Origin of the sequence: Nostoc sp., assembly GCF_036917435.1 — a bacterium.
Classification (GTDB): Bacteria; Cyanobacteriota; Cyanobacteriia; order Cyanobacteriales; family Nostocaceae; genus Nostoc.
The window spans coordinates 1-24,803 of record NZ_JBALDM010000002.1; the positions used below are offsets into that span (position 1 = coordinate 1).

Annotated in this window: 13 protein-coding genes and 3 pseudogenes; 7 read left to right on the plus strand and 9 right to left on the minus strand. The window is 41.5% G+C overall.

Translation table 11 applies throughout. The features are described from left to right. From V7K98_RS01400 to V7K98_RS01410, 3 genes and pseudogenes are all read left to right on the plus strand, one after another. A pseudogene (locus tag V7K98_RS01400) lies at window positions 1-1,908 on the plus strand (ribosome assembly protein 4); the annotation flags it as partial. A gap of 616 nt (window positions 1,909-2,524) precedes the next feature. Beyond that, window positions 2,525-5,731 carry a glycoside hydrolase family 15 protein gene (locus V7K98_RS01405; RefSeq protein WP_335018874.1) on the plus strand — a complete coding sequence of 1,069 codons (3,207 nt, stop codon included), beginning with the start codon at window positions 2,525-2,527 and terminating at the stop codon, window positions 5,729-5,731. Between the two features lie 178 nt (window positions 5,732-5,909). After that, a pseudogene (locus tag V7K98_RS01410) lies at window positions 5,910-6,206 on the plus strand (dihydroxy-acid dehydratase domain-containing protein); the annotation flags it as partial. A 207-nt stretch (window positions 6,207-6,413) separates the two neighbouring features. Here V7K98_RS01410 and V7K98_RS01415 read toward each other — a convergent pair. From V7K98_RS01415 to V7K98_RS01435, 5 genes and pseudogenes are all read right to left on the minus strand, one after another. Beyond that, window positions 6,414-7,151, minus strand: coding sequence for a hypothetical protein (locus tag V7K98_RS01415; RefSeq protein ID WP_335018876.1), 738 nt, complete (start codon window positions 7,149-7,151; stop codon window positions 6,414-6,416). A 415-nt stretch (window positions 7,152-7,566) separates the two neighbouring features. Next, complete coding sequence (locus tag V7K98_RS01420) at window positions 7,567-7,767, minus strand: DUF928 domain-containing protein (protein WP_335018878.1); 201 nt, start codon at window positions 7,765-7,767, stop codon at window positions 7,567-7,569. Window positions 7,768-7,977: 210 nt separating this feature from the next. Beyond that, window positions 7,978-8,756: pseudogene (locus V7K98_RS28850) on the minus strand (IS1634 family transposase); the annotation flags it as partial. A gap of 730 nt (window positions 8,757-9,486) precedes the next feature. After that, complete coding sequence (locus V7K98_RS01430) at window positions 9,487-11,304, minus strand: ABC transporter ATP-binding protein (protein ID WP_335018882.1); 1,818 nt, start codon at window positions 11,302-11,304, stop codon at window positions 9,487-9,489. A 71-nt stretch (window positions 11,305-11,375) separates the two neighbouring features. After that, a complete protein-coding gene (locus V7K98_RS01435; protein WP_335018884.1) occupies window positions 11,376-11,507 on the minus strand; it encodes a hypothetical protein in 132 nt (43 codons plus the stop codon). A 752-nt stretch (window positions 11,508-12,259) separates the two neighbouring features. On the opposite strand from V7K98_RS01435, the gene V7K98_RS01440 reads away from it, so the two are divergent. From V7K98_RS01440 to V7K98_RS01455, 4 genes are all read left to right on the plus strand, one after another. Then, window positions 12,260-14,368: an acylase gene (locus tag V7K98_RS01440; protein WP_335019051.1), complete on the plus strand. Its 2,109-nt coding sequence runs from the start codon at window positions 12,260-12,262 to the stop codon at window positions 14,366-14,368. 613 nt (window positions 14,369-14,981) lie between these two features. Further along, window positions 14,982-16,232: an RNA polymerase sigma factor SigC gene (gene sigC, locus V7K98_RS01445; protein WP_335018886.1), complete on the plus strand. Its 1,251-nt coding sequence runs from the start codon at window positions 14,982-14,984 to the stop codon at window positions 16,230-16,232. Between the two features lie 162 nt (window positions 16,233-16,394). Further along, window positions 16,395-16,553 carry a hypothetical protein gene (locus V7K98_RS01450; RefSeq protein ID WP_335018888.1) on the plus strand — a complete coding sequence of 53 codons (159 nt, stop codon included), beginning with the start codon at window positions 16,395-16,397 and terminating at the stop codon, window positions 16,551-16,553. A gap of 334 nt (window positions 16,554-16,887) precedes the next feature. Beyond that, entirely contained in the window at window positions 16,888-17,343 is a 456-nt protein-coding gene (locus tag V7K98_RS01455) for a Fur family transcriptional regulator (protein WP_335018890.1), read from the plus strand. Between the two features lie 131 nt (window positions 17,344-17,474). On the opposite strand, the gene V7K98_RS01460 is transcribed toward V7K98_RS01455, so the two are convergent. The 4 genes from V7K98_RS01460 to V7K98_RS01475 all read right to left on the minus strand — a co-directional run bounded on the left by V7K98_RS01460 (window position 17,475) and on the right by V7K98_RS01475 (window position 24,656). After that, window positions 17,475-18,596 (minus strand): peptidoglycan-binding domain-containing protein, encoded by a 1,122-nt coding sequence (locus V7K98_RS01460; protein WP_335018893.1) that lies wholly within the window; start codon window positions 18,594-18,596, stop codon window positions 17,475-17,477. Between the two features lie 9 nt (window positions 18,597-18,605). Next, window positions 18,606-22,643, minus strand: a complete 4,038-nt coding sequence (gene cobN / locus V7K98_RS01465) for a cobaltochelatase subunit CobN (RefSeq protein ID WP_335018895.1) — start codon at window positions 22,641-22,643, stop codon at window positions 18,606-18,608. A 986-nt stretch (window positions 22,644-23,629) separates the two neighbouring features. Next, window positions 23,630-24,346 (minus strand): hypothetical protein, encoded by a 717-nt coding sequence (locus V7K98_RS01470; RefSeq protein ID WP_335018897.1) that lies wholly within the window; start codon window positions 24,344-24,346, stop codon window positions 23,630-23,632. After that, the gene (locus tag V7K98_RS01475; protein WP_335018899.1) at window positions 24,258-24,656 is read right to left on the minus strand and encodes a response regulator; all 399 of its coding nucleotides are present in this window, start codon (window positions 24,654-24,656) and stop codon (window positions 24,258-24,260) included. Before V7K98_RS01475 ends, V7K98_RS01470 begins: the two co-directional genes overlap by 89 nt. Window positions 24,657-24,803: the final 147 nt, after the last annotated feature.

Consider the following 24,803-nt stretch of genomic DNA (forward strand, 5'->3'; position numbering starts at 1 on the left):
CTCCTTAAAACCCTTACTGGTCATAGTGATGCGGTCAATAGCATCGCTTACAGCCCCAATGGACAACAGTTAGCTTCTGCTAGTGACGACAAGACGATCAAAATCTGGGATGTCAGCAGTGGTCAAGTCCTTAAAACCCTGACTGGTCATAGTGATGCGGTCAGAAGCGTCGCCTTCAGCCCTAATGGACAACAGTTAGCTTCTGCTAGTGACGACAAGACCATCAAAATCTGGGATGTCAGCAGTAGTAAACTCCTTAAAACCCTTACTGGTCATAGTGATGCGGTCAATAGCATCGCTTACAGCCCCAATGGACAACAGTTAGCTTCTGCTAGTGACGACAAGACCATCAAAATTTGGAATGTCAGCAATAGTAAACTCCTCAAAACCCTGACTGGTCATAGTGATGTGGTCAGAAACGTCGCCTACAGCCCCAATGGACAACAGTTAGCTTCTGCTAGTGACGACAAGACCATCAAAATCTGGGATGTCAGTAGTAGTCAACTCCCCAAAACCCTGACTGGTCATAGCAGTGGTGTCTATAGCGTCGCCTACAGCCCCAATGGACAACAGTTAGTTTCTGCTAGTGATGACAGCACCATCAACATTTGGAATGTCAGTAGTGGTCAACCCCTAAAATCCCTGACTGGTCATAGCGCTAGGATCTATAGGGTCGTCTACAGCCCCAATGGACAACAGTTAGCTTCTGCTAGTTATGACAGCACCATCAAAATCTGGGATGTCAGTAGTAGTCAACTCCTCAAATCCTTTACTGGTAATAGCAAAGAGGTGAATAGCATCGCCTACAGCCGTGATGGACAGCAGTTGGCTTCTGCTAGTGATGACAAGACAATCAAAATCTGGGATGTCAGTAGTGGTAAACTCCTCAAAACCCTGAGTGGTCATAGCGAAAGAGTCATTAGCGTCGCCTACAGCCCCAATGGACAACAGTTAGCTTCTGCTAGTCATGACAAGACAATCAAAATCTGGGATGTCAGCAGTGGCAAACTTATCAAATCTCTTACTGGTCATATCAGTTCGGTCTTTAGCGTCACCTACAGCCCCAATGGACAACAGTTAGCTTCTGCTAGTCGAGACAAGACAATCAAAATTTGGGATGTCAGCAGTGGCAAACTCATCAGAACTCTGATTGATTATAAGGATTGGGTCATGAACGTCACCTACAGCCCTAATGGACAACAGTTAGCTTCTGCTAGTCGAGACAGCACCATTAAAATCTGGGATGTCAGTAGTGGTAAACTCCTCAAAACCCTGACTGGTCATAGCAATTTGGTCATTAGCGTCACCTACAGCCCCAATGGAGAACACTTAGCTTCTGCTAGTGCTGACAACACCATCAAAATCTGGGATGTCAGCAGTGGTCAAGTCCTCAAAACCTTGACTGGTCATAGTAGTGCGGTCAGAAGCATCGCCTACAGCCCTGATGGACAACAATTAGCTTCTGCTAGTTATGACAGCACTATCAAAATCTGGGATGTTAACAGTGGTCAACTCCTGAAAACCCTGACTGGTCATAGGAGTGGGGTCTATAGCATCGCCTACAGCCCCAATGGACAACAGTTAGCTTCTGCTAGTGCTGATAAAACAATAATTTTATGGGATTTGGATTTCGATAATTTATTACACAGTGGTTGCAGTTTGCTGAATAATTACTTCATTGGCCATCCAGAAGTGTTAGAAGAGTTGCGATCATGCCAAACTCCATCCCGTAAGGCGCTGGAGGCGACAACGCTAGTCATCCAAGGTGAGAAGTTAGCGCGAAATCATGATATTAATGGCGCTGTCGAAAAGTTTCGCAAAGCACAGCAGTGGGATAATAAATTAAAGTTTGATTCCCAGGCGAGGGCGAAAGAGTTAGCGAATCAAGGTAAGGTTAAATCTCAATAGAACTCACGTTAACTTTGGTTGATAAAGTCTGGAAAAGATGACAGGTATAAGTCAATACGGTTTAGTTAAGGCTAAAACTGCTTTGCAAAGTTAATTTTTTTAACGAACCGCGAAGGACGCGAAGGACGCAAAGGAAGAGAAGAAGGAGAAGAAGGAGAAGAAAGAAATGCTTAACTGAACTGTATTGAGGTATAAGTTTGAAGAGAGTAGACTTTTTGCATAAATCAGAAATAAGAACCCCACCCCGCCAAAGCTACGCTTTGTCTCCCCTCCCCGCAAGCGAGGAGGGGACTTTTGCAAGAGGTCTAGTCAATTTGATGAAAATTTTAACAAATATTGTATTTTAGTTTGGGTTCCCTAAAATTAAGTACCCAGAGACGTATTAACAGGGGATAATAATAAACTCACACCACCCTCAATACTGCGTAGGTTTTGCCTAAAAAATAAAAATGTGTAGTTGACATTTTTCGGGGTTGTTGGGTAACGCATTGCCTCAACCCAACCTACGAATATTCTTAACCTACGCAGTATGTTGTCCCATCAACCATTACAGAACTTGTTCTGCCTTGGTTTAGAGTCACAGGATTGAATTTTGCAACTAGTTCTGAACTGAATCATGAAAACATCTACCGAATTGCTAACTCGTCTGGACTATTACTACCAGCAAATTAAAACAATAATTCTTACTCGACAAAATCCGATTACTGGTTTACTACCTGCGAGTACAGCGATTACAGCCCACGGCGATTATACCGATGCCTGGGTGCGAGACAACGTTTACAGCATTTTGGCAGTTTGGGGTTTAGGACTTGCATACCGCAAAATTGATGACGACAAGGGACGCACCTATGAACTAGAACACAGTGTCGTCAAACTGATGCGCGGGTTGCTCTTTGCGATGATGCGACAGGCTCATAAAGTAGAGACATTTAAACATACTCAGTCGCTACTAGATGGATTGCACGCCAAATATAATACCGCAACTGGTGACATTGTTGTTGGTGATGACGAATGGGGACATTTGCAACTTGATGCCACATCTATATTTTTGCTGATGTTGGGGCAAATGACTGCTGGGGGATTGGAAATCATTTATACGATTGATGAAGTTAATTTCGTCCAAAATTTGGTTTACTACATTGGACGAGCTTACCGCACACCAGATTACGGCATTTGGGAACGTGGGAATAAAATTAATCGTGGTAGCGCTGAGTTAAACGCCAGTTCTGTAGGTATGGCAAAAGCGGCTTTAGAAGCTATCAACGGACTGGATTTGTTTGGTGTGCGTGGTAGTCAAGCATCGGTGATTCACGTACTACCAGATGAAATTGCCCGCGCCAGAATTACCTTAGAATCTCTATTACCGAGGGAATCTGGTTCCAAAGAAATTGATGCAGCGCTGTTAAGTATTATTAGTTACCCTGCCTTTGCAGTGGAAGATTTGGAGTTACGCGATCGCACTTTAAACGATATTATCAACAAACTTGGAGGTAAATACGGCTGTAAACGCTTTCTGCGTGATGGACACCAAACCGTTTTAGAAGATAGTCAGCGTTTACACTACGAACCTTGGGAACTCAAGCAATTTGAGCATATTGAATGCGAATGGCCGTTATTTTTCACTTATTTAGTTCTAGATGGATTATTTCGCGGCGAACAAGAACAAGTTGAAAAATACCAAAAACTTTTAGAATTATTACTTATAGAACAAGATGGTTTACGGTTGCTGCCAGAACTATATTATGTCCCAGCCGAAAACATAGAAGCAGAAAAATTAGCACCCCAAACACAACCACGTTTACCTAATGAAAATATTCCTTTGGTGTGGGCACAGAGTTTATATTTTCTTGGTAAAATGTTGAGTGAAAAGTTACTAGCGGTTGGTGATATCGATCCTTTGGGAAGACATTTATGTGTAGGAAAACAGCGCGAATCGTTGGTACAAATTGCTTTATTAGCAGAAGATGAAGATTTACAAAAAAAACTAGAAGTTCACGGAATTGAAACACAAACACCTACCCAAGTTGAACCGATTCAGGTAAGAAAAGCTGGAGAATTCTCAGCGATTTATACCCAAATTGGACGTAATGATAAACTTGCTTTAACTGGGCGGCCAGTGCGACGGCTGCGGAGTTTGACAACATCGAGAATCTTTCGGATTAGCGGTGAAACGATTGTATTTTTGCCTTCATTTTCCGATTCTCAACAGTTCTACTTAACCCTTGATTACCATTTTCTATTAGATCAAATTAGAAGTGAACTAGCTTACATTCAAAAATATTGGAGCGATTTAGGCCGTCCTACCTTGACTTTAATGTTGACGCACACCATGTTAGAAATCGGTTCGGAAGCATTACTAGAACTGATGCAAGAACTGAAAGATGGTATTTGTAACGGTGTGGGAGTGAAATTAGGGCGGCTAAATCAACTAATGCTAACGGCTGGAATCCAAAGAATCGATTTTCTGCCAAATGCAGAATTTTCGCGATCGCCAGTGAAAAATGCTAGCCCACGTTGCTATTATTTGGCTTATCATCCTGAGAAAAGCTGGCGCTTAGGGCATACTCAAGAATTTCAAATGGAGTGTGAAACCAACTTCGGATTATTACTTTCTTATTTGCGTGCATCAGAGAATATTTACGAGCAAATTGAGTTATTACAAACTTTAACTCGCTTGCAGGGAACAGAATTTGATACGGGATATGGTGGCCCAGGATATCCTGTCACTGTAGGCCATTTACTCGATGAAGTTTATACCAAAGCTGGAGATTTAGGCATTTGGGCGGTAGTGCGTCGGGCTGCGGGGTTACGCCAAATGGTTGATATCAGTCTATCAGATGCGGTAACGAGTATTTTGGTTAGGGGTAAGCAGATTGCTGTCGGGAAAGCTTACAGTGAAGCATCTTTGATTACCGTACCCATGTCCCACGATGAAATTGCCGATAAAATTAATCATTTTTGTCGTGAGGATATCCGCGATCGCGTCCTCACTCAAGAGATTTTAATCTATGTTGGCATCTTAATTCGCTCGGAACCTGAACTATTTCAAGGATTACTAACGCTGAGAGTCGGCTATCTCATCCTGTTGATAACCAGCGAACTAGCACGGGAATTACACGTTACCCAAGATGAAGCTTACGATCGCTTAATGCAACTTTCACCCTTTGAAGTGAAAACGCGCTTGTGCCAGGTATTAACTGGATATACTGGTATGAGTAACCTGTTACGCCAGCAAGAATCACTGCACGTCAAACAAAAAGAAAGTGATATTGCTTGGGTGGTTTTACCAAGAATCGCCGAAGCAATAGAAGTGCCGCCGGGTGGTTGGCGGCGGTTTCGCCAAGCCGAGGGTGCGACGGGGCGCGTACCAAAAGAATTTTTTCAGCAAGTTTGGCTATTAATGCAACATTGCAAAGGCTTAGTAATTGGCGATAAACTAGAGCGGCGCAATCGTTTAGATAGTGAAATAATGTTGTCGGAAATGACAGCAGGGGAAAGAAATTTTGCTCTCTTGGTTGAGCATTTGCTGAATAAAATAGAAGCTCCAGAATACCGCCAAGTTAATATTGAAGCATTAATCGAATTAGGTGCGATCGCAGCGAATAATCCCAAGCTGCAAATCGAAGAGTATATCGTGTTGGATGTGTTAATTGGTCATGCAGTGCGGTTAGCGTGGTTAGAGAATCATAGTCAACGCAGCGATCGCTATGATGAAGATAAGGCTACTGCGTGGCGATCGTTTTACAACACTTCTCCTAGAGATTGTGCTAGTTATATTTTGAAAGCATTTAGGTTCTTAACAGAGTTTGTGAAAGATTTTTAACCGCAGATGCGCTGCGCCTTCCCACAGAGTAGAAACGCAGACAACAAGAGAATGCATACTGTTTTGGGCCTGCTTTATTGGAGTCGGCCCATTCTTATATGTGGTTATTCAAGTTAGCGAATAAATAGCGATCGGGTTTCGCGCGGTATGGGCAATTCATGAATTGCCGATACCAGAGGGTGGTTCGACCAATGCCGTGTTGCATTTTTTAGCGATCGCTCGTGCTGCTAATGTAGAGTTAACCCTAGATGACTTTGAAACAATCCGCGCCCGTGTTCCAGTTTTGTGTGATTTAAAACCAAGTGGTAAATATGTCGCTACAGATTTGCACAAAGCTGGTGGCATTCCCCAAGTCATGAAAATGCTACTTGTACATGATTTGTTACATGGTGATAGCCTGATAATCAGTGGTCAAACCATTGCAGAGATATTAGCAGACATCCCAGAAGAACCATCTGCCACCCAAGATGTGATTCTGTTAACTGGGAAATAAAGCCCTGTAAGTCTTGCTGAATATACTGTTCGACGCGTTCAGCAAAAATAGTGTAGGCATCTGAGTGGGTATTGAATTGACGATATGGGCCAGTTAAACTTGATTTTAGGACTGACACAAAACTACACATAGTAGGAGCAATTCATGAATTGCTCCTACCGAAAAATATCTTTTTTTGGGAACGTATTGTTAAGTAGAAAGTAAACGTGTAATTGTGTGAGTTAACTTTTCCCAATCCGCCTCTAAATGAATGGTTTGCAACTTACCAGAAGCAGCTAATTTTTCAGCACGTTCATCTGTAGCTTCACCATTTAATGCACAGACAAGTTTATCGGCTGTTCTACCACTACCTGCTATTACCATCACCAAGCGTCCGGCGATGACGCTGTTAGCAGCATCAAGAAAGGTAATTTCTCCACCATTTATCAGCACTGTTACCGAAGGTGCGCCGCCAGCTAGTATGGTTGCTACTTCTACTATCCAAGGAGATTCATCACCCCAATTATTTCCAGGGACTAGGATAAAATGAGTATGATGCGGTTCTAAAAGTGCAGCATCATCACTAGATTTAGTCTGATTGGGTAGAATGACTTTTCCTGTAGGCGCTACCCCAATCAGTGGAAATTGAGCATTGATTTGATGACGAGCATTACCTATCAATTGCATTACTCCCGCATCTGTACCACCATCGACAATATATGCTTCTAAACGTTGCGCTATTGGGGCTAATACTTCCACAAACAAGCTTTCGATACGCACAAAGTCAGCTTTGCTCATCTGACTTGCACCACCAACGATGACTAAAATCGGATGGGAACCAACCAGCCCCATTTGCTCAAGCACATCAGACAATTCTCCTGCTTCGGATACTGTAGCAGCTTTTGCTGTGTGCCCTTCATTGAAACTCAAGCTGAAAATTTTTTCCATGTTCGGGAATTAAGGTGTATAAAGTCACGCTTATGATTTCAATAATAATAATAATTTTTGAAATCAAATTAAGTCGAACCGTGTAAACAATTCAATGTTTGTAGTAAGGACTTTAGTCCTAAGAAAAGGGCTAAAGCCTTTACTAAGAACTAAATTCATCTAGCTTTATATAGCGGTTTTCAATTGCAAGAAATACATACCTAACCCCAGCCCCTTCCCTTGTAGGGAAGGGGAGTAGGAGTAAGATTCAAAGCCTCTCCCCTTGTAGAGGAGAGGTTGGGAGAGAGGTTTGAAGAGAGGTCAAAGTGTATTGCATCCATTCGAGAAGCGCTATATTAGTTAACATAGTTTGATTTATTTTCACCGACTTACTTACTACTAATTTTTGCATATTAAATGATTTTTCTTACTACCTTTATGGTTTTAGTTCATAAACAGGGGAATTAACATATTCTTCAAGTTTGAAAAGTGATAGTAAATTAGTCCAATCCTGCTGATTAGCAACTCGGTTCTGAGCAAGTTGGCTAACAGTGTCATACCAAATATTATTTTCTGCATAAGGAATATACTGGTGTGGATATGGTGTTTGCTTAATTTGTGTTAAGCTAATCGGCATTTAAGCTGCATAATATAAATGCAGAGCCAAATAAAAAATAAAGTAATTTGAGAGTGAGTTAATAAGAAAATACTAGAGTTTTTATCTAGTTATTAATTCGAGCTTATATAGATTGGAAAACAAGTAGAAAATCAACATAATAATTTAGGACTAATAATAAAATTAGATAGTCCATATCAACATAGTTACATATTCAAAATCTCAAAGAAATTAAGTTATACAGGTGTAGTAAAGGCGGCAATGTTCTGGTAATAATTTGAGAATTAAATTTCGCTCTGGAGTTAAATTAGAAATATCTTTTTCCTGGTTTAACATCACAAGATCAATTGATTGAAAGCATTGAAATATCCACCTTAATGTGGGGTTATTTATTGATTTACCCAACTAATTTTTAACAGTTGATTGTGAGGCTAGTAAAGCTGCCCTAATTTGTCGTTGAGCAACTGTGTAGACTAGTAAGCATAATCCCATAATCATTGCCAAAGCCTCTATTCTTTCTGGGCTTTTAAGGAAAATACTATCTGCAAAAAACAGTGGATCTTTCAGAAACTTAAATCTCGTTCACATGACTGCTGCGCTTTATATTCAGTAATCATTTTATCATTGCTTAACTCGGTTGATTCTAAAACATTTGTGGCAATAATGAAACGTCCAGCGCTTGTAGTTTCCATATCAATTGCATTTTCGTTTTTTGAGACACTTGCAGAAATTTGATAATATTTGTCTTGTTTCTCATCTTTTTTAGATGGCAAATTTTCGGTGATTTCAATCAAATATACTTGATGGTATTTAAATAATTTCGATATTTTTGATAAAGCCTTGGTCGCGTCAGATGAACAACTAAACTTCTCTTGGGATAATTTTTTTAGTTTGGCTTCAGCACTTTTGAGAGATTTTTCAATAGTTTGTGATAATTTACGTAAATCTGATTTTCTTCTCATCTGGCTTTGTACTACTAAACATCTTTGTTCTATGCCTGCGTAGCTGACTAGTTAAAATTTTCACATTTTTGTTCAAAATTTGTGCGGGAAATTTGAGTTGATTATACAAAATCAAATCATTATCGAATTACAATCACAGGAAGAGAGAATGCTAATAACATCCTCTCTTATATGAGAATAATTATTATTTTTATTAGTTGTCCACCCAGCCGAACTGAAAAGGAATTATTCTTATTTAGCTCTGATAAACTCTCACAAAAATTAGTTCTTTTGTACTAAATAGCTCCATTTAATTGCGATGTGACAGTTCTGGATGCGGAATCAGGGTTCTATACATTGTCAAGAATTTACATACAGCAGATTGCAACAGGCGTGAGGTATAGATCATCGTAGGGGCACAACATGTTGTGCCCCTACCCATGTACTTCATTTACCCGCAATACGCTCTATATAGGAATAGGACTGATATTTGATTTTTGAAATATACGTAGGGGTTTCCCAACTTGAGCGTTAGCGACGCAGGAGTGTCACCCGTTCGCGTAGCGTCTCCGAAACGCATTTGTTATTTCGGCGTGTCCATAACGCACCCTACGAAACTACTAGAAGAGTTGAAACCTATACTGGTCAACTTGTGTCTACACTGTAGCCGCTTTTCGAGAGGGGGCTATGATGTACCTTGTATGATTAAGAAACGCTATAAGAGGCAATCAGAATAATGTATTGCCTCACCTTTGTGTTGCTCAATAATGATGATTTATATACAATTTGAGCAACCACCTCACTTTGATTTTATCCCCGATTGCACACGCCACAAATTAGCATAAATCCCATTCTTATCTAACAACTCTTCATGAGTTCCCGACTCAACTAACTCGCCATATTCCATTACATAAATGCAATCAGCATTACGGATAGTAGAAAGACGATGAGCTATAGCTATGGTTGTTCGATTAACAGTAATCTTTTCTAAAGAACGCTGAATTGCCGCTTCGGTTTCATTATCCACTGCTGATGTAGCTTCATCTAAGACTAATATAGGTGGATTTTTTACCACAGCCCTAGCGATCGCAATTCTTTGGCGCTGTCCACCAGATAATTTTTGACCCCGTTCTCCAACTATCGTCTCATATTTTTGAGGGAGTCGCATAATAAAATCATGGGCTTCAGCAATTTTGGCAGCTTTAATTATTTGTTCATCGTTGGCATCAAAAGTACCATAGGCAATATTCTCAGCAATAGTACCATGAAATAAGAATACATCCTGACTTACCAAGCCGATACTGCGACGCAAATCATGTAAATCTAAATCTTGAATATCAATCCCATCAATAGTAATCTTTCCAGAAGAAATGTCATAAAAGCGCAATAGTAATTTAACTAAAGTGCTTTTACCGGAACCAGTAGAGCCAACAATAGCAATAGTTTGGCTCTGAGGAATATGTAAGGATAGTTTCTTAATTACTGGTTCTCTTTCTTGATAAGCAAAAGTTACTTGTTTAAAATCAATTTCACCACGTAACTGAGAAACATTTAAAGAAATATCGCCCCTAATAATATTGATGGGAGTATCCAACAAATTCATGACACGATTCACAGAAGCCATTGACCTTTGATATTTGTCAAATATTTCTCCTAATGACACCAATGGCCACAATAACCTCTGGACTAAAACTAGTAAAACACTGTAATTACCAATCGATATAATCCCCGCAGATGTTGCCATACCTCCCCAAAATAGTAAGCCTGTGAACCCAATTAAAACTAGCATTCTAATTATGGGAATAAATGCAGCCGAAAGTTTGATTGCCTTGATGTTACTTTTTCTATATGCTTCGCTTTCCTCGGCTAATCTAGCACTTTCATAAGCTTCAGCAGTGAAACTCTTAATTGTGTTAATTCCAGTGAGATTATTTGCTAGTCGTGAATTCAGATAACCTACTTTATCCCGCACATCAGCATAACGAACTTCTAGGCGCTTTTGATAAATTAAAGAACCCCAAACAATAAATGGCATTGGTAAGATTACTGCTAGGGTAATGGAGGGAGGTAAAACCCAGAAAGCACCAATAGTTAAAATTATCAGCGAGGTGCTAATCTGAATGATGTCATTAGCTCCGAAATTTAAAAACTCTTCTAATTGATTGATGTCATCATTTAGAATTGACATTAAGTTCCCAGTGCTGCTTTCTTCAAAATAAGCTGAATCTAATTCTTGTACGTGATTGTAAGTATCTAAGCGTAAATGATGCTGAATATTTTGAGCTAAATTACGCCACAGCCGATCGTAAGCATACTGAGAAAGTGATTCAAATACCCAAATAATGACAGTGATAAATGAAAGCAACAAAAATTGTGAAAATATATCTTTCACTCCCCATTTTGCAATTAGGGAATCATCCTTTTTGACGAGAATATCTACCGCAGTACCAATCAACCACGGTGGTGCTAAATCTAATATCGTATTAGTGATTGAAAATGATATTGCTTGCCAAATTTGTTGGCGATAGCGTCTTCCATATTTCAGCACGCGCTGTAAAGGATGGGCTGAATTGCTAGCCTTATTAGGTGCTATAGGAGATTTTGATGTGATTGTCACGACTGTTTATGGTTTGTAGTTAGGTGATTGATGAGAGCGATATGGGATTAATCTTTGATTTTTGAACGAATTTAGGTATTGTAGAGGAGCCGTTGCGGTGAATCCAGCGCCGTAGGCGACTGGTGAACCCGAAGGGAGGTTCCCTGCGTTGTAGCAACTGGCGTTGTGTTAGAACTGAGTTCGTAACGCACTCTTTTTATCATGATCCTGCCGTCACTTCAAAATATTACGCTCTACTGATCGGTTGTTTTTCAAAGCTTTTTAATCATGATAATTAATAGTCTTTCTTGATAAATATATAGATTATATTATCCTGGAGACTTTCCCCAAGTTTTTAAAATGAATCAAGGATACCGTTTCAGCTTTGATATTATTTCTCAATAAAGTGGTATTGTCAAAGGGGAATTGGAAATTGGGAATGGAGAATGGGGCATTGGACATGGGGAATGAGACTAGTACACTGTCGTAGAAGTTTGTCTACTCATACTTTTACCGACTCAGTACTCTTCATTAAGGGGCTTATTAAACAACGTGTCTGGTTAATTTTAAGATGGCAGATAGATAGGTTTACTCTGTCCTGTACTAGTTACTGTGGCCTAATGACAAAAGGGAATTATTGAAAAAGTTACTCTCTAGGACTTACGCATTGACAGAAAAGCGAAAATAACAGGTATGGTTTTCAAGGCTTCTGGCTAGGTTTTTGAATCATATTTTGGCGATCGCCAGCAATCAAAAGCGCCCTCCAAAAGCCTAAAACGACCTATTTACGTTGATACACAAGATGCTTCTTTTGTACAGTGCGTAAGTCCTACTCTCTTAACTAATTCCCAATTCCCAAGGCATCAAGTAAAAATAAGCGCGGGTAAGATGCCGCACTACTACAAATATTAAATTGTTCAACTTATTTTTACACGATTCCCAATTCCCAGCGTTACATCTGGACATGGTGGTGTTCATGAGGATTGATGTTTTAGTTAGGGTTTACAAAAGAAAATCAATACGTCGTGTTTTACCCTTAATACTCAGTTTGATACTGGTTTTGTTTGTCGGAAGCGGCACTATAGCTGTACCAACAAAATCCACAGAGATATTATGGGATACTTATGGTGTGCCGCATATATACGGGAAAGATGACCAAAGTGCATTTCATGCCTTTGGCTGGGCACAAATGCAAAGTCATGGAAATTTGCTTTTGCGTCTCTATGGTCAAGCACGGGGACGCGCGGCGGAGTATTGGGGAGAGAAATACTTAGACTCAGATCGTTGGGTACAAACTGCTGGAGTACCAGAACGCGCTCGTTCTTGGTATCAAGCCCAGACTCCAAGTTTTCGTAGTTATCTTGATGCTTTTGCTAACGGGATCAATGCTTATGCTTCCCAAAATCGTAACTTGATTGATGATGAAGTTGAGGTGGTGTTACCAGTCAAGGCAGAAGATGTCATGGCTCACTTACATCGGGTACTCAATTTCACCTTTGTGGTCAATCCTGGAGACGCATTAGACCTGAGCAAAAAAAAGTTGCAAGTGGGATCTAATGGTTGGGCGATCGCACCAAGTCATTCTGCAAGTGGGAATGCTATGCTGCTTGCAAACCCCCATCTACCTTGGTCAGATTTATTTTTGTGGTATGAAGCCCAAATCACCGCCCCAGGTATTGATGCTTATGGGGCGACACTTGTAGGTATTCCCGTATTAGCGATCGCCTTTAACAATAACTTAGGCTGGACTCACACCGTTAACACCTACGATGGTTGGGATGTTTATGAACTCACACCGGCAGGTAATGGATACCGCTTTGATAACAAAGTTCTTAACTTCCAGACAAAAACCCTCTCCTTAAAGGTGAAGCAGAAAGATGGCTCTTTGCAAGAACAACCATTAATAGTCAAAAGTTCTGTTCACGGGCCTGTAGTAACCGAGAAAAATGGTAAACCCGTAGCACTGAGAGTTGCAGGTCTCGATCGGCCAGGTGTACTCCAAGAGTGGTGGGATATGGCCCGAGCAAAAAACCTTAACCAGTTTCAAACAGTACTCAAGCGCCTACAACTGCCCATGTTTACGGTGATGTATGCAGATAGAGAAGGGCATATTATGCACTTATTCAACGGTCAAGTTCCAGTGCGCTCCTTTGGTGATTTTAAATACTGGCAAGGTCTAATCTCAGGGAATACATCTAAAACCTTGTGGACGAAAATACATCCTTATCAAGATTTGCCGCGCATAGTTGACCCTAAAAGTGGCTGGTTGCAAAATACCAATGACCCACCTTGGACAACTACTTTTCCAGCTGCTATTAAAGCAGATGATTACCCACCTTACATGGCTCCTCGTTTCATGGATTTCCGTTCCCAACGTTCTGTAAGGATGTTGGCTGAGGATAACAAAATCTCTTTTGACAAAATGGTTGCAGACAAGCACTCTACCCGGATGGAACTAGCCGATCGGATTTTGGATGATTTAATTCCGGCTGCACGCAAGTATGGTAAAGACTTAGGGCAAAAAGCAGCTAATGTCTTAGAAGCCTGGGATCGACAAGCTAATGCAGATAGTCGGGGAGCAGTACTATTTGCTTTTTGGAATCAACAGATGGACTGGGATAAAACTTTTAGTAAACCTTGGAGTGAAAATTCTCCACGCACTACACCCGATGGTTTAGCTAATCCTGAAAGTGCAGTTGCAACGCTAGAAGCGGTAGCAGCTAAGATAGAAAAGACTTATGGTGCGCTTGATGTCCCGTGGGGCAAGGTTTTTCGGCTACGGTTGGGTGATTTGGATTTACCTAGTAATGGTGGGGATGGCAACATGGGAATTTTTCGGGCACTCTATTTCGCTCCCGGAGAAAATGGACAGTTCCAAGCTGTTGGAGGTGATTCTTATGTTGCTGCAATTGAATTTTCTAACCCTGTAAGGGCAATGGCACTCACCAGCTACGGCAATGCAACTCAACCCAAATCGCCCCATATTAGCGACCAGTTACAGATGTTCGCTAACAAAAAGTTACGTTTTGTGTGGCGCGATCGCTCAGATATTCTTGCCCATCTGGAACTGCGTAAAGTATTCTGAGGTCAATAGTCTGGATCTCGGCAATCCCTACCCTTAATTTATTCATAGGGTAGGGTTGAAATTGACGGGTTAACAGGACACGCAGAGAGTATTTAATAACTTCCCCACCTTTTCTATCTCCGTATCGATAGAATTTTTGCCGTTAATCCTAATTACTTCCCCAATATCTATTAGTTCTACTTATAGTTCTACTTATACCTAAATAATCCTGAGAAAAAATTGCTAAATCGTCAGGATATTAGTTTTGTAGCCATGTAAATGTGACTATGCCAAATATAAAGATGACATTCAATCAAGGATGTTTATACTGTGTTACAAAAGTTACTATTCAAAACCGTCAAGGTTGAAATGTTAACTAAGTAGTTGAAATATTGAAAGCCTAGCTGCCAATTTGCATAGCTATTGGTTAAATCAAAAATTTAGCAGCCGATTCAGTTCAGTAATCTTGTATCCAATAAAACCATTACAGTTAATTTCTAAAAAAAATTGCAATGGAATCTTCAACTATGTTAGTTCATCGTGATTCACGGGAACAATAGCAACAGTTGAATAGCTGACCGTAATCTAAGCTGACCGAAATCTATTGTTACCTGGAGCCATTGAGACGATCTTTATGCCAGCAACATCTTTTTATGCAGACGCACCCTACAACACCAAAAAGTCTCGCCAGGCTTTGGACTCGGATCTCACGGTTGATGAAAGCGAGTTATCGGTAGATGACCTACAGGAGCTAGAAATGGCTTCTGCTGACAATGCTAACTTTGCTGCTAGCACTAACCGCCGGAGTACAGACCTAGTACGCCTATATCTTCAAGAGATTGGGCGGGTTCGCTTGTTGGGGCGAGATGAAGAGGTTTCAGAAGCTCAAAAAGTCCAACGTTACTTGCGGATGCGGATAGTACTTGCTAACGCCGCAAAGCAAGGGGATGAAGTGATTACACCTTATCTGAGATTAGTTGAAGTTCAAGAACGTCTAACCTCAGAATTAGGACATCGCCCTTCTTTAGAAAGGTGGGCTGCTACTGCTGACATAATCTTATCCGATCTTAGGCCGACTTTGGCAGATGGCAAACGTCGCTGGGCAGAAATCGCCAAGTTGACTGTAGAAGAGTTGGAGCAAGTTCAGACTCAAGGACTGCAAGCAAAAGAACACATGATTAAGGCTAATCTTCGCCTAGTTGTGTCTGTTGCTAAGAAGTATCAAAATCGCGGTTTAGAATTGTTGGATTTAGTCCAAGAAGGCACGCTAGGTTTGGAGCGGGCTGTAGAAAAATTTGACCCCACTAAGGGTTATCGCTTCAGTACTTATGCTTACTGGTGGATTCGTCAAGGAATTACAAGAGCGATCGCAACTTCTAGTCGCACGATCCGCCTACCGGTTCATATTACCGAAAAGTTAAACAAAATCAAAAAGGCTCAACGCAAAATTGCTCAAGAAAAAGGTCGCACCCCAACTCTAGAAGATTTAGCAACTGAGTTAGAGATGACACCGACTCAAGTCAGAGAAGTTTTGTTACGGGTTCCTCGCTCCGTTTCTTTGGAAACCAAAGTCGGCAAAGATAAAGACACTGAGTTAGGCGAATTACTCGAAACTGACTGCGTAACCCCAGAAGAAATGTTAATGCGAGAATCTTTACAAAGAGACTTGCATCACCTGCTGTCAGATTTGACTAGCCGCGAACGCGATGTAATTTTGATGCGGTTTGGTTTGGCAGATGGTCATCCTTATTCTTTAGCAGAAATTGGCCGCGCTCTCGACTTATCGCGCGAACGAGTCAGACAAATTGAATCTAAGGCTTTGCAAAAGCTACGCCAACCCAAACGTCGCAACCTTATCCGCGATTATTTGGAGTCTCTAACTTAATTAATTTAAGAGTCACTTGTCATTAGTCATTTGTCATTAGAAAACTACACTTGACAAATGACTAGGGACAAAGGACATTAAAATAATTCGTAATTGCGATCGCGGACTCGATTTTTTCTGTCGCTAACGTAATTAAGTTTTGTAATGAAGAGGAGTGCGGTCTTGGGGTCTCCCCCGCCGCAGGATGCGCGTAAAGCCTTCGGCATAGCTTCGCCTAGCGCAAAGCGTCTCGCAGAGAAGCGCTGTAGAGGAGCAACTCCGGGGGATTTAGACCTTGAGACACAACTTGCTGTCTGTGGAGCGATGTCTAAACTCCGTTAAAAGCTTTTGAGAGACTTACAGCAAATAATTTGCATTTAGTTATATAAAAGTTTTCCCAGACCTTTGCTCAGATATCTTGAAGGTGGGATTAACTAAGCAATTCAAAATTCACTTATTCAAGATTTAAAGTCAAGGGATACAGTCGTTACAAGTATTCTAACTATTAACTGTATGCAAATTAAATGGATTACAGCTTATTAGTTGAATTTTGATCTAGATTTGATGAATTGCTATTAAATATTTAGGATTGATTCTCAATAGGCAATGATTGTTGCAAATTGCTCCCAAGATTTGTTATATTCTCAATTAACGAGCTTTGTTGAGAAATATTAGTATGACTGTCTACACAACTACTTCACTCAAGGCAGAACTGAACGATCGAGGCTGGCGATTAACTCCCCAGCGCGAAACAATTTTACACATTTTTCAAGAACTTCCGCAAGGTGAACATCTGAGTGCGGAGGATCTTTATCATCGGCTAGAAACTGATGGTAAAGGGATCAGTCTATCAACTATTTATCGAAGTTTGAAGTTGATGGCAAGGATGGGAATTTTACGGGAACTAGAACTAGGCGAAGGACATAAGCATTATGAGATTAACCAGCCTTATCCCCATCATCATCATCACTTAATTTGTGTTAGATGCAACTCAACCATTGAGTTTAAAAATGACTCGATTTTAAAAATTGGGTCGAAAACCGCTCAAAAAGAAGGTTTCCACCTGCTTGATTGTCAAATGACCATTCATGCAGTTTGTCCCAAGTGCCAACGGGCGCTGATGCCGCTTTAGCACTTGGGTTGATGATCAGATGAAACTACTCAAGTTAACCAAATAAGTGGAATTTTGAGCAGTTTGTAATTTGCTGTTACTAGAGGCTAGCAACGAGTTGGGGACTGATACTAACGACACCAAAGCGGATGCTAAAAGCGTCCGCTCTTAAGATCCTTGAGGCTAATGCCGTAGAATTCTTGAGCTTGTTTAATCGCTTTTTTGGTGTCATCTGCCATCACACCATTCAACTTGCCTTTATAAAAACCCCGCTCCCGTAGTCGGGTTTGGATTTCTAAGGTATTAAATTCGCTTTTGCTAGCAGTATTAACTGAGCTATATAATTTTGCTCTGGTAGTTGGGCCGGCGACACCGCTTGCTTTCAAGAAGTTTGATGCTTGGAATCTCCTTACAGCGTCGGCAGTATAGGGGCCATAGTAACCATTTGGCTCTCCCTCTAAATATCCTGCTTGGATCAATTGTTCTTGGATAACTCTAACTGACTCACCGCGATCGCCTACACGGAGTTTATCTCGATTGACTACCTTTTTGGGAGCCTCTTCACCATCACCGATGCCAAGTCCCGGCAATTTAGCTAATGTTGCTGGGCCAACAACTCCATCAACACTTAATTTATAAGAATCTTGGAACCGCTTCACAGCTTCTTCGGTAATTGGGCCAAATATTCCTGTGGCGTTCCCGTAATAAAAGCCGGCGACTCTTAAGCGTTCTTGTAAAGCTCTGACATTTTCACCTTCATCCCCCTTAGTAAGGTAATTGGAATTACGGCGCTGGGTAGTTGCTGTAGTAGTGCTGGGCTTTGTGGCTTGTGTACTTACAACAGTTTTCGCTTGTCTATTTGTAGTACTGGGCTTGTTAGCTTGCCAGCTTTCTAATTTTTGCAGGGTGTTTGCTCCCACAATGCCATCCACTGGTAAACCTGCGGCACTTTGGAAGCGCCGCACAGCTTCTTGTGTGGATGTGTCATATACTTGGGTGACAGAAGCTTGGTAAAAACCTGCTGTTTTTAACTTTTGTTGGAGATTTCTGACAGAAGGGCCTCGATCGCCTGCTTCCAGTGCTATGACGCTACTGACAGCGCCAAGAATTGAGAGAGACAGAGCAAGGGGCAACATATACTTCCAAGCCCTACCAGAAAGCCGTTTCCAGTCTGGCGCAGCTGCTTTGTTAAACAAAGAACTGAGGGATACCAATTCACTGGGGTTGCTGTCTTCGTAGGCGAAAGCTAGGTGTAAATACGCAAGATTTTCCATGTTTGTTTCCTACACCATTGATTTTTCTTCGATAACTGCTTCGGCTTGATGTACTAGGTTTCTTAAAGCTTCTAGTGTTCCTATGCTTACATCCTCCCACAAATTGCGCTTGTGTGCTTCTAATAATTTTTCAGCAATATCACGCAGAGCGTAAGGGTTCTTTTCCTGAATAAATTCTGATACAGATGGATCGAGCAAGTAAGCGTCTACTATGCCTTGATACATATAATCTTCGACACATTTAGCTGTAGCATCGTAAGCGAATAAAAAATCTACCGTCGCCGCCATTTCAAAAGCACCTTTGTAACCGTGGCGCATGACTCCGGCAATCCACTTGGGATTAACGACACGAGAACGATACACCCGTGAAATTTCTTCTTTGAGTTGACGGACTCGTGGTTGGGCGGGTATGGAATTATCACCAAAATATGTTTTGGGATTTTTACCTTGTAGAGAACGCACCGCAGCTGTTAAACCACCCTGAAATTGGTAATAATCGTCAGAATCGAGTAAGTCGTGTTCGCGGTTATCTTGATTGTGCAGTACAACTTGCATTTGGGATAAGCGTTGTTTGAAGGCTTCGGTATTGGGGATTGGGGATTGGGCATGGGGCATTGGGCATGGGGCATTGGGAATTTTATCCTCCCCTGCATCCCCTGCTCCCGAAGAGTAGGCGTAAGAACTCCAGTTAATGTAGGCGCGGGCTAAATCTTCGTCATCTGTCCAGTTTTGTGATTCCATTAAACCTTGGAGTCCTGCACCGTAAGCGCCTGGGCGAGAGCCAAAGATGCGATAGCGCGATCGCACCACGGCTTCTTCTAAACTCAAACCTTGGCTTGTCCACAAATCAGTCTCTTGGCGAACTGCATCCGCTAGAGGATTTTGTTCTGGCGGTTCATCTAAATCTGCTACTGCTGATACTGCTTGATCGAATAAGTCAATTAAGTTGGGGAAAGCATCGCGGAAGAATCCCGAAATTCGCAAGGTGACATCTACACGGGGCCTTCCCAAAATCGCTAAGGGCAAAATTTCAAAATCCACTACTCGCCGCGCTGCACCATCCCACACTGGCTGGACTCCGAGTAAAGCTAATGCTTCGGCAATATCATCACCGCCTGTTCTCATGGTGGCTGTTCCCCACAATGACAAACCTAGTGTTTTGGGATACTCGCCATTTTCTTGAGTGTAATATTCAACCAGGGTTTCAGCAGCTTTTCTACCAATATCCCAAGCTGTCTCTGTGGGAATGGCACGAATATCGACAGAATAAAAGTTTTTTCCGGTTGGTAGAACTTCTGGGCGGCCGCGTGTGGGTGCGCCAGATGGGCCGCTGGGGACGTATCCGCCATCTAGTCCATGCAATAAATGGGTGATTTCTTCGTGGGTTTGCTGTAAAGCTGGGAGGAGGCGATCGCGTATCCAGGTAGAGACGCGACTCATCGCGTCTCCCCCGCCAGAACAGACGCGATGAATCGCGTCTCTACAAGAATCCTGATTTATTAGTTGTTCTACTAGAAGGGCAGCGTGTTCTTCTAGGACTTCGACTATATCGCCGATGGTGCGGCATTCTGTGCCATTGACTATTGAGTATTCACCGCTAGGCATTGACAAATCGGCTGTGAGGGGATCGAAGTCTAAATTCCAATCTTGAGCGATCGCACGGGTAATACCTAAAGAATGGCGATTGGGGATGCGAGCGATCGCTACTATTAAATCTCGCAGCTGTCTTCCTTGGGGACATTGCCCAAAAATGTGCAACCCATCGCGGATTTGGGCTTCTTTCAATTCACAAAGATAGCCACCGATGGAATTCAAAACTAGAGATTCCGAATTAAAAATTTCGGTTTCATTTGAGATTCCTAAATCTAGGTGGAGATTTTCTTTGATTACCAGTTCGCGGATGCGATCGCGAATTACTGGCAAACGCGAAGGATCTAAACTGTCCGCTTCATAATACTCATCAATTAAATTTTCTAGCTGTTGCAAAGAACCGTAGAGTTCGGCACGAGTCATAGGCGGCGTTAAATGATCTATAATCACCGCTTGAGCGCGACGTTTAGCTTGGGAACCTTCCCCAGGATCGTTAACAATAAACGGGTACAGGTGAGGAAGTGCGCCGAAAGCCACTTCTGGATAACAATTGCTGGATAAAGCCACACTTTTACCGGGTAGCCATTCTAGATTTCCGTGTTTCCCTACATGAACAACAGCATCAGCACCAAAACATTCTCTTACCCAATAATAGAAAGCTAAATAAGCATGGGTTGGTTCTAAATCCGGCGCATGATAATTCAAACTGGGGTCATTATCATAACCCCTTGGCGGCTGAATTCCCACAAAGATGTTGCCGAGTTGAATTCCAGAAATGGGAATTGGGCATTGGGCATTGGGCATTGGGTATTGGGTATTCCTCTTGTCTCCTTTCTCTCCCTCATCTCCCTCATCTCCATGCCCCATGCCCCATGCCCCATGCCCCATTCCCCACCTTTCACTAATACCTTGCTGAACTGCTGGCGGTAAAGAAGCGAAATATTCTTGATATTCTTCCCAAGAAAGACTTTGGTGTACTGGAAGCGATTCTTGTCCTTCTGGATCATTTGTTACGCCATCTGTCAGCCGTTGAATCAACTCATCTCCTTCAGTGGGTGGATTTTCGACATCATAACCAGCCAGATGTAGAGCTTGCAGGATTTCTACACAACTAGCTGGGGTGTCCAATCCCACGCCATTAGCAAGCCGTCCATTGCGGTTGGGGTAATTTGCCAAAATTAGGGCAATTCGCCGTTCTTGGGGTGGTTTGGAACGTAGACGCGCCCAGTTTGCTGCTAGTTTAGCAACGAACTCGATGCGATCGCTGACTGGTTCATAAATTACCACATCTGTCTCTAAATGAGGATTACGAGTTTGTACTGCTTTAAAAGACACAGCACGAGTAATAATTCGCCCATCTACTTCTGGTAGCGCCACATTCATCCCAATATCGCGGGGAGAAAGCCCTTGAAACTGTGACTCCCACTGCTCAATCGATCCGCCACTAAGGATTACCTGCAATACAGGTACATCTAATTTTTCCCATAGTTCAACTTGGGGTGTTTCGCTTTCTAACCGTGCTAGAGAAAAACTCGTGGTATTCAACAGCACAGCTATTGATTCAGCTTCCTTGGGTTGGAAAAATTCACTCAACTCCGCTTGAACATCAGGTTCACGCAATGAGGAAACAAATACTGGTACTGGTTGTAAATTTTGCTGTACCAAAGCTTGGCATAAAGCATCAATTACTTTAGTGTTTCCAGCTAAATAATGAGCGCGGTAAAAAAGAATGCCGATTTTGGGAATTGGGAATTGAGAATTTGGAATTTGGAATTTGGAATGAGGTTCTGAGGTGGATGAACCGAGTTCCGAGGTGGACGAATCAGTCTCTAATTTTCCTTGTCCCCTTGTCCTCTTACCCTCTTGCCCCCATGCCCCATGCCCAATGCCCAATGCCCCATGCCCCATTCCCAATTCATACAATCCCACTCGCGGAACTGAACGGGGTAATGGCGGATTGTATGCAGTTAACAGGCAATTATCAGAGATAAATTGGAGAGCATTAACAAAATTTTCTACGCCACCTTCGCTAAAATACTGCCATACCTGGTTAGCAATACCAACAGGTACGGTAGACTGAGAAATTAAGTCGGGATCAAAAGCATCGTCACCTGGCATTACAATGAGGGTTCTACCATTACGTTGCACAATTTCTTGTACTACTTCTAAGCCATAACTCCAATAAGAACGTCCTCCCAAAAGCCGCAAAATAATTACCTCGGCGAGTTCCAAAACTTGCTCACCATAAGTATCTATACTTAACTGTTGCTGCAACTGCAACAGATTGGCGACTCGTAATGCCGGAAAGTGTGGAGGTAATTTGGGAACTGCAACTGCTAAAGTTTGAATGTCAGTATCCGCAGCCGTAATCAACACAAAAGGCGCTGGAGTTTGTTCTAGAAAAATTAAGCCCTCTGACTGATTCCATCCACCCGATGCGCTACTTATACGATGCATAATGTTTTATTACCGTCTTAAAATATTGGTTATTACACGAGCAAAACAAACTTTTTTCCCTGTATTTAGCCCCCTGTTACTATTAAAAAGTAAAAAGTAAAAAGTAAAAAGATAATCCCCATAAATAAATCTAGGGGATTTAAAAAGGAGGCCTTGTTTCACAGCATGTCGTGTCGCACTTCGTGCCGCTACGCTAACGGAACAAATCTTTATTTCCTTTTCCATAAATAAATTCAGGGGCTTCAAACCGATTTTATTCCTCTTTCTTTTTACTTTTTACTTTTTATTTTTGCCTTGTTCGGTGATGCGATCAATTAGAGTGTGGGTTAGTCTTGTTCTCGCTGTACCCTTAATAAACGCCCTAGCCTTGGAATAGAATTGCAAGGCTATATAGTAACTAAATGGGGATTGTCAGTCAGATATAGATAATGAGAAAACTGGGTTTCTGACAATTCTATCAATAATATGCTGAGAACTTCCGGCTTCTAGCCGGGGGATGAAAGCTAGCTGTCTGATTTACCCTTCAATCTTTATGGTAAAATGGAAGTACAATCTTTACGAACAACCCATCTTTAAAAGAAGGATACTTAAGAAGTAAAAAGTAAAAAGTAAAAAGATAATCCCCATAAATAAATTCAGGGGAAATGATTAAGGACGTATAAACAAGTAAAAAGATAAAAGTAAAAAGTAAAAAGAAAGATAAATTCAATATTTCTTTTGCCTTTTTACTTTTTACTTTTGCCTTGTTCGGTCAAGATTTAAATTACAAAAGTAGCCATACAACTGGGGTTAAATCTAGTCGAGGTGGGTAGGGTATTTTGACAGTACCAAACTAATTGATTTTTTTTGATTAGTTAACGTTGCGGAGCAGGTCTTTTAGACCCCGTAGCAACATCAGTTTAGAATCCTTCGTGCTTCTAGCCGAAGGAGAGCGTAGCGGGGCATAGCCTATTCTGACTCCTAAATTATCCTGTATGAATTTTATATTATGTTTCAGGAAAGAGCCGATAGAGCCATTCTTTCTGAAGTTTCCAACTAAGTTCGCAGATAGTCCCGCGAGGAGAAAGTGATTCGCGTCGAAACTCTCCTTTTAGTTGTTGAGCAAGTATTTTAGAATCCTTTGTGCCTTTATTTTCTAATTTTGATGTAACTCCCAAACCATTATCTTTCACCGACAATTTATATTTATTTAAACTATGAATACCTGATGCTTCTACACGCTTGACTCCTTGAGCATGTTTACCAACATTACACAACGCTTCTTCTAAGAACAGACAAATTCCCCGTTTATCTTCCACGCTTAAATACTTATTATCAATTGGATCAAAATTGCGAATTTTTACTTTTAATGTTTTAAAATTTTCAAAGTCTTTACGTTCTAAGGTACTCGAATAAACTTCATATAACAAATCGTGAAGCGATCGATTCAATTCAATAATTAACCCGCTACCTAAACGCAAACTTTCCTCTGTAGTTAATGCTTCGAGTTTGAGGAATTCGCCAATTTCTCTAATTTCACAATCCAGCTTTTCAAATTGTCCCAGCAAGTGTTCATAAGGGATATCTTTAGCCCGCATGTGCTTTAACGCATAAGCAAGAGTTTGCAAAGGCCCATTATGAATTACAGAAAAAGTGTGTTGAATGGTGTTTTGCCGTTCGTGAATTTGCGATCGCAAACCCCCCTTGATGATTATCAATCTCATGTTTGATGCGGATTAGCGCCTTCACATAGCTAGTTTGCACCATAAAATTATAATTGGGATATTCTTGGAGCAAAGCTTGCAACAGCTTAATTCCGGTATCAATTTCTGCTGTCTCCCCTTGCCGATCGGGAATTGATAAATCCATCACAATCAGATCAAACTGGCGATCTTGAAATTGAGAAAGTGTCTCCTTCCGACTCTGAGCCTTAATAATAGATGCTTCGGGATACTGACGACTTAAGACATCGAGAGTACCAGTCAATATTAATTGATGGTCATCGACAACCAGAATAACTAGTTTTTTGTCCACAGATGAATTCCCATAAACTTGATGTTTTGTCAAACTTATCTCTACCATATTTCCGTCTAGATTATAACTTTCTAAAGGAGGTAAGGGGCAGGGGGTAAAGGTACGAGAAGATGGATTGCTCCCATTACTAGTCTGTCAAGCTAGTAA

Coding starts and splice junctions, on each gene's coding strand:
- cobN (WP_335018895.1), bottom strand. CDS start 22,643: ATGCATCGTATAAGTAGCGCATCGGGTGGATGGAATCAGTCAGAGGGC.
- V7K98_RS01470 (WP_335018897.1), bottom strand. CDS start 24,346: ATGAGATTGATAATCATCAAGGGGGGTTTGCGATCGCAAATTCACGAA.
- V7K98_RS01440 (WP_335019051.1), top strand. CDS start 12,260: ATGAGGATTGATGTTTTAGTTAGGGTTTACAAAAGAAAATCAATACGT.
- V7K98_RS01455 (WP_335018890.1), top strand. CDS start 16,888: ATGACTGTCTACACAACTACTTCACTCAAGGCAGAACTGAACGATCGA.
- V7K98_RS01420 (WP_335018878.1), bottom strand. CDS start 7,767: ATGCCGATTAGCTTAACACAAATTAAGCAAACACCATATCCACACCAG.
- V7K98_RS01405 (WP_335018874.1), top strand. CDS start 2,525: ATGAAAACATCTACCGAATTGCTAACTCGTCTGGACTATTACTACCAG.
- sigC (WP_335018886.1), top strand. CDS start 14,982: ATGCCAGCAACATCTTTTTATGCAGACGCACCCTACAACACCAAAAAG.
- V7K98_RS01460 (WP_335018893.1), bottom strand. CDS start 18,596: ATGGAAAATCTTGCGTATTTACACCTAGCTTTCGCCTACGAAGACAGC.
- V7K98_RS01435 (WP_335018884.1), bottom strand. CDS start 11,507: ATGATAAAAAGAGTGCGTTACGAACTCAGTTCTAACACAACGCCAGTT.
- V7K98_RS01415 (WP_335018876.1), bottom strand. CDS start 7,151: ATGGAAAAAATTTTCAGCTTGAGTTTCAATGAAGGGCACACAGCAAAA.